This is a genomic window from Nocardiopsis mwathae, assembly GCF_014201195.1.
GTDB lineage: Bacteria > Actinomycetota > Actinomycetes > Streptosporangiales > Streptosporangiaceae > Nocardiopsis_C > Nocardiopsis_C mwathae.
In genome coordinates, this window is the sequence record NZ_JACHDS010000001.1 from 447,097 (window position 1) to 459,043 (window position 11,947).

Here is an 11,947-nt window from a genome sequence, read left to right on the forward strand (position 1 = left end):
CGCCCCACCACGCACCCGCCGTCGCCGCTGCTTTTCCCCACAGGACTCCCCGCACACGACCACCGACAAGGCCGCCCAGCGGACCCCATCAGCCTCACCCCCTGCCCCCTATCGACGTCGATCTGCCTGCTGCGGTGGGACCGGTGATTTCGGATCGGCGGTATCCACAGCGGAGCTCGGTGGTTCCCTCGCACGTGGGCGGCGTTGCGGTCGGGATCGGCTCCCGAAATTTCGGGAAACCGCCGCGCTGGTGAGGGGTCCTCCCGCAAGCTGGGGCGCATAGCTCCCCGCTCCCCGCCCCGTCGCAGCCGCAGTCGTGAGGAGATGAACGCTTCATGCCGCTTTGGCGCCGACGCCCTCCGGCAGCCGACGCGCAGCAGTCCGCCACTGAGCAGTCCGCCACCGAGCCGTCCGGCGCCGAGTCGTCGGGTGCGCGGTTGCCGGAGGCGAAGGCCAGCCGCTACAGCCCCTGGGCGCATGAGCTGGAGGCGACATCGATCTGGCGGGTGGCGGCTCGGCTCCCGGCGCTGGTGGTCACCGCGCTGCGCTGGTCGTGGCGGGCCAGTCCGCGCGATACCGCGGCGACGGTCGGGTTGAACGTGGCGGCCGGGGTGTTCACCGCGTTCGGCCTGATCGCGGTCGCGGGCGTGCTGGAGTCGCTGTTCGGTTCGGGCCCGACACCGGAGCGGGTGCGGGCGGCGCTGCCCTCGCTGCTGCTCGTCGCCGGGGCGGCGGTGGCGCGCGGGACGCTGGCCACCCTGGCCGGGTGGGCGCAGGCGCGGCTGGCGCCGCAGGTGGAGCGGTCGGTCGAGCTGGAGCTGTTCCGGCTGACCTCCCGGATCCGGCTGGAGTCCTTCGACGACTCCGACTTCGCCGACACCATGTACCGGGCGCGTGACCGCGGCACGAGGGAGGTCGCGCGGATGGTCAACTACACCGTCGACGTCCTGACCGCGCTGATCGGGCTCATCGCCGTGGCCGGTGTGCTGTCGGTTCTGCACATCGCTCTGCTGCCGCTGCTCATCCTGACGGTGCTGCCCGACGGGTGGGCGGCGGTGCGCGCCGCCCGGATCCGCTACGCCAAGCTGCGCGAGATGACCACCATCCGGCGCCGCGAGACGATCATCGGCGACCTGCTGGCCGATCGCGCGTCGGCCGCGGAACTGCGCGCCTACGACATGCGCCCCTTCCTGCTGGACCACTACAAGGCCTGCGCCGACCACGTCCGCGACGCCCTGCTCGGCGTCGCGCGGCGCCAGACCCTGGTGCGCGCAGGCGGCGACTCGGCCTCGGGCGCCGCAACCGCACTCACCTACACCGCGCTGGGCGGGCTGCTGGTCGGCGGCGCGATGCCGCTGTCGGTCGCGGGGACCGCGGTACTGGCCATCCGCCAGGGGCAGACCTCGCTCAACCAGCTCCTGCTGAGCGTCAACGCCTGCTATGAGTCGGGCCTGTTCTTCAACGACTTCCTGGAGTTCTGCGACCAGGCACGCACCCGTCTGGCACCGCCGGCGACCCGGCCGCTCCCGGGCGAGCTGGAGGTGCTGTCCACCCGCGGCCTGGTGTTCGCCTACCCCGGGACGGACGAACCGGCCCTGCGCGGGGTGGACATCGAGGTCCGCAGAGGTGAGGTGGTCGCGCTCGTCGGTGAGAACGGGTCGGGGAAGAGCACGCTGGCGCGGCTGCTGTCCGGGCTCTACACGCCTCAGGCCGGAGCGGTGCTGTGGAACGGCGTCGACCTGGCGGAGGTCGTGCCCGAGGAGTACCGGGCCCGCATCGGGCTCATCAGCCAGGACTACACCCAGTGGCCGCTGTCGGCGCGGCGCAACATCACCATGGAGCGGGACACCGACGAGCAGCGGCTGCGGCGGGCGCTGAAGCTCAGCGGCGCCGACGAGGTCGTGGCCGAGCTGTCCCAGGGGCTGGACACCCTGCTCGACAAGCGGTTCGTCGACGGCGCCGACCTGTCCGGCGGGCAGAAGCAGCGCATCGCGGCTGCCCGCGGGCTGTACCGGGACGCCGACCTGGTCGTGGCCGACGAGCCGACCGCCGCCCTGGACGCCCGCGCCGAGCAGCGGCTCTTCGACACCCTGCACACCGCGGCGACCGACCGGACGGTCCTGCTGATCACCCACCGGCTGGCGTCGGTGCGCATGGCCGACCGCATCTACGTGCTGGACCGCGGCCGGGTGGTCGAGCAGGGGACGCACGAGCAGCTGATGGACATCCCCGGCGGCCACTACCGGCAGCTGTTCTCCATCCAGGCCGACGCGTATGCGGGCCTGGGCTTTCCCTCCCGGTCCGGCGAGGAGTGAATCGGCGATAGCCGGGGCGGTGCGCCAGGGCGTGTGCGGCGGATGCCCTCCGGGGGGCGAGCGGCCGTCCGGAGCAGTGAGCGCAGTGCCGGTGGCCGCGATCCGGAAATGATCCGCCACACATGCCTTAGGGGGTCCTAGGGATCGCTTAGGGGTTTCGCCCGTGGGGGGTTTCGTTAGGATCGAGACCGGTCGCATATCTGTGTTGTGATGGATGTGACGATGCCTTCTCGATTGCGCGGCCGGTGTCGCGGGAGCGCGGGGACGTTCCGTTCTCGGTGAATGTTGAACGAAGATCTTGACCGTCGAGGTGATTGAAATGTCCCTGGCTCCCAGCGCCAAAGGGACCGTGCCGTTCAAGGAATTCCAGACGTGGTACCGGGTCACCGGGGACCTGGAATCCGAACGGCCCGCCCTGGTTCTGCTGCACGGAGGTCCGGGGAGCACGCACGACTATATGTTGAACATGGCCGAGCTCAGCGAGCTCGGTTTTCCTGTCGTGCACTACGACCAACTCGGCAACGGCGGCTCCACGCACCTGCCCGACCGCGGCCCGGCCTTCTGGACGGTGAAGCTGTTCCTCGACGAGCTCGACAACCTCCTCGGCCACCTCGGGATCGCCGACGACTACGTGCTGTTCGGCCAGTCCTGGGGCGGCATGCTCGCCGCCCGGCACGCCTCCGAACGGCCCGACGGGCTGCGCGGCCTGGTCATCGCCAACGCCCCGGCCTCGTACCGGCTGTGGCTGCAGGAGATGAAGGTGCTGCGCGAGCAGCTGCCGGAGGACGTCAACGAGACCCTGCTGCGGCACGAGGCGGACGGGACGACGCAGAGCGACGAATACTTCGCCGCCATGCGGGTCTTCTACGAGAAGCACGTCTGCCGACTGGACCCGTGGCCGCGCGACTACATGGCCTCCTTCATGGAGATCTACAACGACCCCACCGTGTACTACGCGATGAACGGGCCGAGCGAGTTCCACGTCATCGGAACGCTGAAGGACTGGTCGGTGGAGGAGTGCTCCGCGGATATCGCGGTGCCGACCCTGCTGGTTTCCGGGCGGTACGACGAGGCGACTCCGGCGACCGTGCAGCCTTTCTACGACAGGATCCCGGACGTGCGCTGGGAGATATTCGAGGAATCGAGCCACCTGCCGCATCTGGAGGAGCCGGAGCACTTCCGGGAAGTCATGGCGGAGTTTCTCAACGGGGTCGGATGAAATTGTCCGGCGCCGTTCTGCTGCTCGGGCCATCAGCCGGTCTTCCGGACCGTTGATCTGCTGAACATTTCGACCGCACGGCTGGGACAAGGGAAAGCGGACTTATGGAGAACGGTGCCCGTACGGGCGAGGCGGTCGTCTTCCCCGGGATGGGGCCGACCCGCTTCGCGGACGTCGGCAAGTTCATGGTCATCAACCCGTTCGCGCGGGAGCTGGTCGCGGTCGCGAACGACACCCTCGGGTACTCGCTCGTCGAGCGCTTCAAGCGGACCCCGGGCGACTACTCGGAGTACGCGCAGGTCGCCTTCCTGATCAACTGCCTCGCGATGGCGCGATGGGCCGAGCGCGAGCACGGCGCCCAGCCCGAGCTGTGCGTCGGACCGAGCTTCGGTGCCAAGACGGCGGCGATCTACTCCGGCGCCCTCGACCCCGCCCAGGGCGTCGACGTGGCGGTGCGCCTGGCCCGGCTCCAGGACGAGTTCTTCGCCACCGAGCACACCGACGTGGTCACCGCCTCCTTCGCGCGGGTGCCGGACGCGGCACTGCGCGAGATCCTCGACGGTATGGCCGAGCGCGGCGAGTGGTACGACGTCGCCTGCCGGGTCGACGCCGACTTCCACATGGTCTCGCTGCGCCGCGAGCACCTGGAGGCGTTCCACAAGGAGCTGAGGGGGCGCGGCGGGCTGCCGCTGTACGAGATGCACCCGCCCATGCACTCGTCCGCGTTCGGCGGCCTGCGGAAGCGGGCCGAGGAGGAGGTCTTCGCCGACCTGGAATTCCGCGACCCCCGGGTGCCGGTGGTCGCCGACCAGGACGGCAGGGTCGTCACCACCGGCGACGGCGTGCGCGAGCTGCTGCTCGACGGGTTCGTCCGGGCGGTCCAGTGGCCCGAGGCGGTGGCGGCGATGCGGGACCGGGGGATCACCAAGGTCTATGTGTGCGGCCAGGACGCGCTGTTCGGCCGGGTCGGGGTCACCACCCGCACCTTCACGGTGGTGCCCGTCAACCCCCAGCTGGTCATGCGGCCCGAACGGCGCCCCAGGCGGCGGCCCGAGGCGCGGCGGTAGGCGGGCCGACGGCGATGCGGGGTCGTCCGCCTTCGCCCGGCCCCGGGCCGCCCGGCCCGGGGCGGTGCAGGGCGGTCAGGCGGCCTGCATCTGCGACAGCGTCTTCCACAGCACACCCGGGGACGCGAAGGTCTCCATCGTCAGCGCCTCGTCCACGAACCGCACGTCGTAGGCGGCCTCCAGCTGGGCGAGCAGCTCGACCGTCCCCATCGAGTCCAGACCCAGGTCCCTCAGGTCGGTGTCCTCCTCCAGCGGCTCGTCCGCGGAGAGAAAGGGAACGTAGGACCGCAGAAGCTCTTCGAACCGTTCATCCCACATATCCACATCAGCCTTTCATCGTGATCCCGGATGCACTGATCTCCGTAATGGACGTTATTGCACGAACCGGGGTGTGACAAGTTTTGTGGCACATTTTTTCGAGTTGGGGATTCGTTTCTCCGCGAAGGCCCTCTCTCTTCTTCGGTGTGTCCTGAAAACCGTCGAAACCGCTGCGTGCCGCACCCTTCCGAGGAGGAAGTGAAAGAAATGAAGGAAACAACCGGAGTGGCGCTGTACTCGCGTTTCCTTCGCGGGCTCGCCCGATCCCCCGACCGCCCCGCGGTCCGGCTCGGCACGGACACCATCACCTACGAGAGCGCCCACCGCCGTGCTCTGCTATGGGCCGGGTCCCTGCTCGCCGGGGCGCCCGAGCCGCCCGCGGCCGTCGGCGTGCTCGCGGGCAAGGGCGTCCAGTCGTACGTCGGCATCCTCGCCGGGCTGTACGCCGGGGCGACGGTGGTGCCGCTGCACCCCGCCTTCCCCACCGCCCGAATCCGCCGGATGCTGCAGGTAGCGGGGGTGACGGCGATCGTCGCCGATGAGCAGGGGCTGGCCGGGCTGCCCGAGATCCTCCACGACGCCCCGCCCATCCTTGTGCTGGCGCCCGAGGTCGACGCGGAGGTCCCCGCCCCTCTCAAGGAAATCCCCGTCGACCCCGCGCACGCCCTGGCCGAGCCGCGCCCCGTCACCGCAGCCGACACCGCCTACATGCTCTTCACCTCCGGATCCACCGGCGTCCCCAAGGGCGTGCCGATCAGCCACGGCAGCACGCACCACTACTTCGGGCTGCTCGACGAGCGCTACGACTTCACGCCCGACGACGTCTTCACCCAGACCTTCGACCTCAACTTCGACTGCGCCATGTTCGACCTGTTCTGTGCCTGGGGTGCGGGGGCGAGCGTCGTCTGCCCGCCGCCGCAGGCCTACCGGGACATGCCGGCGTTCCTCGCCGAGCAGGGCGTCACGGTGTGGTTCTCCACGCCCAGCAGCATCGCGCTTCTGCGCCGTATGGGAGCGCTTGTACCGGGTTCGATACCGACGCTGCGCTGGAGCTTCTTCGCCGGCGAGGCACTGCGCCTGGCCGACGCCGCCGACTGGCACGCCGCCGCGGTGAACTCGACGCTGGAGAATCTGTACGGCCCCACCGAGCTCACCGTCACCATCACCGGGCACCGCTGGTCGCCCGAGGAGTCGCCGCGGCTCGGCCTCAACGGGCTCATGCCCATCGGCCGCGTACACCCCGGCCACGACCACCTGCTGCTCGGTGCCGACGGCTCGCCCACCGACGCCGACGAGGGCGAACTGTGCATCACCGGCCCGCAGATGGCGGCCGGGTACCTCGACCCCGCCCAGAACCAGGGCCGGTTCGTCGAGATCGACGGGCGCACCTGGTACCGCACCGGTGACCGGGTCCGCCGCGCCGACAACGGGGAACTCGTCTACATCGGACGGCTCGACGCCCAGGTCCAGGTACAGGGGTGGCGTGTGGAGCTGGCCGAGATCGAGCACGAGCTGCGCGGTGTGGACGGGGTCGAGGACGCCGTCACCGTGACCCGCGAGGGCGACGGCGGAACCGAACTGGTCGTCTTCTACACCGGTACCCCTACCTCCCCGGCCGCCCTCGCCCGCGAACTGCGCCGGGTCCTGCCGCCGGGCATGCTGCCCAAGCAGTACCGGCACGTGGACGCGTTCCCGCTCAACCCCAACCGGAAGATCGACCGGGGCCGGTTGGGGTGCGTCGCGAACGCGATCGAGTGAGCGGAGGCGTCGATGCCGTTCGGCCGCAGGCCCGTGTGCGTCGGCGGTGGAGTGAGGGAGGAGCGTGAGTGCGCGGGGGGTGCGTCGCGAACGCGATCGAGTGAGCGGAGGCGTCGATGCCGTTCGGCCGCAGGCCCGTGTGCGTCGGCGGTGGAGTGAGGGAGGAGCGTGAGCTCGCAAGGAGAACAAGGAGAAAAGCACAGCGGGCGGCCGAGGAACGCCAGGGCACGCTCCGGGGCCGACGGGATAGGGGAGCCTAGGGGTATTGCATACGTACGTACGTAGGTAGCCTTTTTTCCCGACGCCGAATTCTTCCTTGTTCTGCCATGGGCGCGAATCGCTCGTATGTTTTCAACTACCGGGCACGGGGAGTGGCCTTGAATACCCACGCGAACTCGACCCCGAATGATGATGTGAAACCGCCTGCCGCGGGTGGCCTTATTCATGCACTGCTGGATGACGCCGTCGCGGAGGTGCCGGACGCCCGTGCGGTTCGCGACTCGGTCGGGGAATGGAGTTACCGGCGGCTGAGCGAGCTCAGCCACGCTTTCGGAAACTGGCTGATGGAGCGCGGTGTCCGGCCGGGTGACCGTGTCGTCACGCAGATGTCGAGCACGCGGGAACTGGTCGCCATGTTCTACGGCGCCTCCCGCTGCGGCGCGGTCTTCGTGCCGCTGAACCCGGCGATGAAGTCCTTCCACCTGGCCTCGGTACTGAAGAACGCCGACCCGGTGGTGGTCGTGGCGGCGGAGGCCAACACCGGGCCGCTGCGCGAGGCGGCGCCGTCGGTGCCCGTCTACGACGCGGCCGAGGTGTGGACGGAGGTCGAAGCGCTGGACGCGCGCGGCGTCCCCCCGGTGGAGGCCGGGGTCGGACCCGATGACCTCGCGGTCCTCATCTACACATCGGGTAGCACATCGGCCCCCAAAGCGGTCATGGGACCGCATGCCCAGGTCACGTTCGCATCGCATGCGATCAACGCCGAGCTGCGCTACCGCCCCGACGACGTGGTCTTCTGCCGCTTCCCGCTTTCCTGGGACTACGGCCTGTACAAGGTGCTGCTGTCGTGCATCGGCCGCTCGGAGATCGTGCTCGCCGGTGAGGAGTCCGACCTCGTGCTGCTGCGGCGCATGCGCGAGGTGGGGGCGACGGTGGTCCCGATCGTCCCGTCCCTGGCCGGCATGATCGCCACCCTGGCCGGGCGCGACGCCGAGCCGGCGCCGCCGGTGCGGATGTTCACCAACACCGGCGCGGCCCTGCCCGCCTCCACCATCGACGCGCTGCACAAGCACTTCGCCGGGGCGCGGGTGGTGCGCCAGTTCGGGCAGACGGAGTGCAAGCGGATCTCGATCATGCCGCCGGAGATGGAGCTGGAGAAGCCCGAGTCGGTGGGCCGCCCGCTGCCCGGCACCCGGGTGCTGATCCTCGGTGAGGACGGGGAGGAGCTGCCGGTCGGCGAGGTCGGCGAGATCGTCGCCGTGGGCCCGCACGTGATGCCGGGCTACTGGTGCGCGCCCGAGCTGAGCGCCCGCACCTTCCGGCGTGATCCGCGGACCGGTGGCCTGCGCCTGCACACCGGGGACTACGGGAGCCTCGACGCCGACGGCTACCTGTACTTCGAGGGCCGCCGTGACGACATGTTCAAGCGCAAGGGCATCCGGATGAGCACGCTGGAGATCGAGGCCGCGGCCATGGACATCCCCGGTGTGCGCAGCGCCGCCGTCCTGCCCCCGACGGGCGGGCACGACCTGGCCGTCTTCGTCGAGGGCGAGCTGGAGCAGCACGCGGTCCTACGGGAGCTGCGGCTGCGCTTGGAGCCGCAGAAGGTCCCGGCGATCTGCCGGGTGATCGACGACGTCCCGCTCACGCTGCACGGCAAGAACTCGCGGGAGGCGCTGGTGAAGATGCTCGACGGGAGTGACCGGTGACACGATACGCCGACTTGGCCGAGCGCTACGGCTCGCCGCTGTACGTCTACGACCTTCAGCGGGTGGCCACCGCGCGGCGGGACCTGTTCGCCGCGCTGCCGGAGGAGTTCGACCTCTTCTACGCGATCAAGGCGAACCCGCACCCCGAGGTCGTGCGCACGCTGCGCGAAGGCGGCGCGGACGCCGGGAAGGCCTGCCGGGCCGAGATCAGCTCCACGGGCGAGCTCGCCGTGGCGCTGGAAGCCGGGTTCCGAGGGGAGGAGATCCTCTACACCGGGCCGGGCAAGACCGGGCGGGAGCTGCGCGAGGCGATCGCGCTGGGCGTGCGCATGTTCTCGGTGGAGTCACCGGGCGACATGCGGCACATCGGCGCGGCCGCTGTGGAGTCGGGGGTGGAGGTCGAGGCCCTGCTGCGCATCAACAGCGTTTCGGCCAGTGCTACCACCAGCATCCGGATGACCGGAACTCCGTCCCAGTTCGGGATCGACAGCGAGACCCTGGCGGACGTGCTACCGGAGCTGCGCTCGGTGCCCGGCACCCGCATCGCCGGCTTCCACTTCTTCCCGCTGAGCAACGCGAAGAACGAGGAAGCCCTCATCGGCGAGTTCCAGAACACCATCGCGCTGGCCGCAAGGCTGGAGCAGGAGCTGGACCTGCCGCTGCGCTTCCTGGACATCGGCGGCGGCTTCACCCTGCCCTACGCGGTGCCCGGCGAGCGCCCCGTCTACGGCAAGCTGCGCTCCGAACTGGAGAGCACGCTGGACGTGCACTTCCCACAGTGGCGCTCGGGTGCGCCGCGGATCGCGTGTGAGTCGGGCCGCTACCTGGTGGGCGACAGCGGCACCCTGGTCGCCGGGGTCAGCAACGTCAAGGAGAGCCGCGGCCGCAAGTTCGTCATCCTCGACGCGGGCATCAACACGTTCGGCGGCATGTCCGGCCTGGGGCGGCTGCTCCCGGTCGCCGTGCAGCTCGACGCCGAGGAGGAGGCCTCCGACACGGCCACGCTCGTCGGCCCGCTGTGTACCCCCGGCGACATCCTCGGCCGCGAGGTCGCCTTGCCGCCGCTGGCGGCGGGCGACGTCGTGAGCATCCCCAACGCCGGCGCCTATGGCCCCACCGCCAGCCTGCTCATGTTCCTCGGACGGCCCGCGCCGACCGAGGTGATCGTCCGCGGCGACGAGCTCGTCTCCGTCTCCCGCATCGACCACACCCGTTCCTATCAGGTGGGATCCGGCCCCGACGTACGCCAGTAGCCACGCCTCTCCGTTGATCCCGCGAGAACGGTTCGAACCACGACGAAGATCCGAACCGTTCTCCCGGGATCAACGGAGGGACACGGGGATGGGGCGGATCCCTGGTCATCTATCTCGGTATTCGAGTGGAGTATTCCTTTGTCTGAGTCAGGGTCCGAGTCGGAGCTCGAACCTCCGCAGAACGAGGCGAGCAAGGGGACGGTCGTCGTCACCACCATGGCGTCCGACTCCCACACCTGGAACCTGGTGTTCCTCCAGCTGCTCATCGAAGAGCTGGGCTACGACGTGGTCAACCTCGGCCCGTGCGTCCCCGACGACCTGCTGGTGCGCGAATGCCGCGACATCGCACCGGAGATGGTGGTCATCAGCAGCGTCAACGGCCACGGGTACCAGGACGGCATGCGCGTCATCTCGCGGCTGCGCGCCGTCGACGACCTGGCCGCCACCCCGATGGTGATCGGCGGCAAGCTCGGCATCGCCGGCGGCGAGGACGCCGCACACATCGAGGAGCTCATGGCCGCCGGCTTCGACGGGGTGTTCCAGGACGGGGTCAGCGGGGTGGCCGACTTCCGCAAGTTCATCGAGACCGCCCCGGCCAAGGGCCGGGAACTCGCCGCGGCATCCGAGCGGCGGCGGCTGAGCGCGGCCAACGCGAGTGGATGAGCGGGAGCCGCGGATGAGCCTGGTCCCCGGGGGCGCGCGGCCGGTCGCACACGGCGACCTGCCCGTCGACTTCGGTGCGTTCGTGCGGCGTGAGGGCGGTGGCGGTGGGCTGGTGGCCCAGCCGCGGATGGGGTTCAGCGACCCCGCGAAGATGCGTGAGGGCCTCATCGCCACCAAGGGGGCCGACGCCAGCACGGTCGGAACGATCACCCTCGACAGCTACACGCGCGTCGGCGACCTGGCCGCCGCCGCGACCGCCCTGCGCGACGGCATCGGCCTCAACGGCTACCCGATCGTCAACCACAACGCGGCCACGACCCGCCGGATGCTGGCCGGGGTACGCGACGCCGACTTCCCCGTGCAGGTCCGGCACGGCTCGGCGGTGCCGCGCGACATCTTCCGGGCCTGCCTGGAGCTGCTGCTGAACGCGAGCGAGGGCGGACCGGTCTCCTACTGCCTCCCCTACGGGCGCACCCCGCTGGCCGAGTCGGTGCGCAACTGGGCCGAGTGCACCGCCCTGTTCTCCGAGCTCCGCGGCATCGGAGTGGAGGCCCACCTGGAGACCTTCGGCGGCTGCATGATGGGCCAGCTGTGCCCGCCCAGCCAGCTCGTGGCCATGAGCGTGCTGGAGGCGCTGTTCTTCCACCAGCACGGTGTCCGCAGCATCTCGGTCAGCTACGCCCAGCAGACCAGCATGGCCCAGGACATCGAGGCGGTCCGCGCGCTGCGCCGCCTGTGCTCGCAGCTGCTGCCCACCGACAACTGGCACGTGGTCATCTACGCCTACATGGGCGTCTACCCGATGACGCCCGGTGGCGCCTACCGGCTGATGGGGGAGGCCGCCCGGCTGGCGGTGCTGACGGGTTCGGAGCGCATCATCGTCAAGACCGTGGCCGAGTCGCAGCGAATTCCGGTCATTGCGGAAAACGTCGCCGCCCTCGAATTCGCCGGGCAGGTCGCCGAAAACAACCATCCGCTGCCCGATGAGGGTGAGGTGGATACGCAGACGTACCGGGAGGCGCACGCCCTCGTCGATGCCGTGCTCAATCTCGACTCCGATATCGGGCGCGCCCTGCTGCTCGCATTCAAGCAGGGGTACCTGGACATTCCCTACTGTGTGCACCCCGACAATATGGGGCGTGCCCGCAGCTACATCGACGGCGATGGCTGGCTGCGGTGGGCGGAGACGGGATCGCTTCCGTTGAAGCGGGTGGTGGGTGGCGGGCGGTCGCGTCGGCTCACCGCGGCCGACCTGCTGGAGGACCTTTCCTACGTGCAGCGGAAATTCGATGACGAAGCGCTGGAGCTCGACGGTGCGGACGGTGGCGGAGTTGGTATCGGTGCGCCCGGCGATCCTGCCGTGAAGGAAATGGAAAATTAAATATTCGATATCCGGGGGGCGTCGTCGGGGTCGCTTTTCCGGGTG

9 protein-coding genes are annotated in these 11,947 nt (G+C 69.8%); 8 read left to right on the forward strand and 1 reads right to left on the reverse strand.

Annotation, left to right across the window (positions count from 1 at the left end; all coding sequences use genetic code 11):
* Positions 1 to 335: 335 nt before the first annotated feature.
* The 3 genes from HNR23_RS01735 (at position 336) to HNR23_RS01745 (ending at position 4,601) form a co-directional block, all read left to right on the forward strand.
* Positions 336 to 2,315: an ABC transporter ATP-binding protein gene (locus tag HNR23_RS01735; RefSeq protein WP_184072835.1), complete on the forward strand. Its 1,980-nt coding sequence runs from the start codon at positions 336 to 338 to the stop codon at positions 2,313 to 2,315.
* Between the two features lie 319 nt (positions 2,316 to 2,634).
* Positions 2,635 to 3,534, forward strand: coding sequence for a proline iminopeptidase-family hydrolase (locus HNR23_RS01740; protein WP_184072837.1), 900 nt, complete (start codon positions 2,635 to 2,637; stop codon positions 3,532 to 3,534).
* 104 nt (positions 3,535 to 3,638) lie between these two features.
* Positions 3,639 to 4,601: an ACP S-malonyltransferase gene (locus HNR23_RS01745; protein ID WP_184072839.1), complete on the forward strand. Its 963-nt coding sequence runs from the start codon at positions 3,639 to 3,641 to the stop codon at positions 4,599 to 4,601.
* Between the two features lie 75 nt (positions 4,602 to 4,676).
* Here HNR23_RS01745 and HNR23_RS01750 read toward each other — a convergent pair whose 3' ends face one another.
* On the reverse strand, positions 4,677 to 4,919 hold the full coding sequence (locus tag HNR23_RS01750; protein WP_184072840.1) for a phosphopantetheine-binding protein: 243 nt from the start codon (positions 4,917 to 4,919) through the stop codon (positions 4,677 to 4,679).
* A 207-nt stretch (positions 4,920 to 5,126) separates the two neighbouring features.
* Between HNR23_RS01750 and HNR23_RS01755 the strand changes: the two genes are divergently transcribed.
* The 5 genes from HNR23_RS01755 (at position 5,127) to HNR23_RS01775 (ending at position 11,902) form a co-directional block, all read left to right on the forward strand.
* Complete coding sequence (locus HNR23_RS01755; RefSeq protein WP_184072841.1) at positions 5,127 to 6,677, forward strand: AMP-binding protein; 1,551 nt, start codon at positions 5,127 to 5,129, stop codon at positions 6,675 to 6,677.
* Positions 6,678 to 7,003: 326 nt separating this feature from the next.
* Entirely contained in the window at positions 7,004 to 8,605 is a 1,602-nt protein-coding gene (locus HNR23_RS01760) for an AMP-binding protein (RefSeq protein WP_184072842.1), read from the forward strand.
* Complete coding sequence (locus HNR23_RS01765; RefSeq protein ID WP_184072843.1) at positions 8,602 to 9,858, forward strand: type III PLP-dependent enzyme domain-containing protein; 1,257 nt, start codon at positions 8,602 to 8,604, stop codon at positions 9,856 to 9,858. Before HNR23_RS01760 ends, HNR23_RS01765 begins: the two co-directional genes overlap by 4 nt.
* A 138-nt stretch (positions 9,859 to 9,996) precedes the next feature.
* Positions 9,997 to 10,521 carry a cobalamin B12-binding domain-containing protein gene (locus HNR23_RS01770; RefSeq protein ID WP_184072844.1) on the forward strand — a complete coding sequence of 175 codons (525 nt, stop codon included), beginning with the start codon at positions 9,997 to 9,999 and terminating at the stop codon, positions 10,519 to 10,521.
* 13 nt (positions 10,522 to 10,534) lie between these two features.
* Positions 10,535 to 11,902 carry a methylaspartate mutase gene (locus HNR23_RS01775; protein WP_184072845.1) on the forward strand — a complete coding sequence of 456 codons (1,368 nt, stop codon included), beginning with the start codon at positions 10,535 to 10,537 and terminating at the stop codon, positions 11,900 to 11,902.
* Positions 11,903 to 11,947: the final 45 nt, after the last annotated feature.